Origin of the sequence: Bacillus cereus group sp. BfR-BA-01383 (assembly GCF_022663495.1) — a bacterium.
GTDB lineage: Bacteria > Bacillota > Bacilli > Bacillales > Bacillaceae_G > Bacillus_A > Bacillus_A cereus_AU.
This window is the reverse complement of the sequence record NZ_JAKUFP010000093.1, coordinates 1-824: the sequence shown is the minus strand read 5'-3', so window position 1 is coordinate 824 and position 824 is coordinate 1. Positions and strand designations below refer to the sequence as shown.

The window sequence follows — 824 nt, the reverse complement described above, 5'->3', positions numbered from 1 at the left end:
CGTTCTATGCTAGGGTTCAAATACTTTGACACAGCTACATCCATTCTTTCTGGAGTAGAGGCTATGCATATGATTAAAAAAGAACAGATTGATTTACGGGATCAGTCTGTCCAAAACCAGAAAAAATTCATCCATCAATTGTTTGAACTTGTAGCATAAAATACAATTCTGTTAGGAATATATGCGTTTTACTAGTTTTCATTTTATCTTTGCACCAGAACTCTTTTTCTAGCAAAGGTATCTAATGTGAAAATAATGTACATAGATTTCAATCCTCATCATCTAATCGAATCAATCGCAACCGCTTTGTACTGTTACCGCACACCTTTTCATAACTTGGAGCTAACATGCATCTAAGCCAATCTAATGATTTATTTGCCTTTTCACTAACCTCTAAAATTGTTCCCTCTGTAATAAACTGATCACCTTGATACAACGCATACACTCGCTTGTCCCATGGAATCATCCTTATTCCCCTTTCTACTCAAATAGCGTTTTTATTCAATTGCCGTTTTCACTTTTTCTCGTTCTACAATTCGATATGAAATATTTCATATTTTATTATCGCAATATCACTTTATTGACTATAACTTTATATAAATGAGTTTCTATAACGCGGCAAATCAACATTTGTAATTTTATTCCTTATTTAAAATATCTAGAATATAGTTTTGAACACTATATTCGGATAGTTATATTGGAATTTCCTGTTCTACACATCCATATACGTTTCGTGTATTATGTAGCAGAAGGGTAATTAAAAGACTTACTCTTTGCTATTGAGGGAAGAGCCTGAGAGCCATATCAGGCTCTTCTTTGTTTAT

1 protein-coding gene and 1 pseudogene are annotated in these 824 nt (G+C 33.0%); one reads left to right on the top strand and one right to left on the bottom strand.

Annotated features, from left to right (window positions below):
• Nucleotides 1–159 (top strand): annotated as a pseudogene (locus tag MR065_RS27015) (IS6 family transposase); the annotation flags it as partial.
• 109 nt (nucleotides 160–268) lie between these two features.
• On the opposite strand, the gene MR065_RS27010 reads toward MR065_RS27015, so the two are convergent.
• Nucleotides 269–466 carry a hypothetical protein gene (locus tag MR065_RS27010; protein ID WP_242215736.1) on the bottom strand — a complete coding sequence of 66 codons (198 nt, stop codon included), beginning with the start codon at nucleotides 464–466 and terminating at the stop codon, nucleotides 269–271.
• Nucleotides 467–824: the final 358 nt, after the last annotated feature.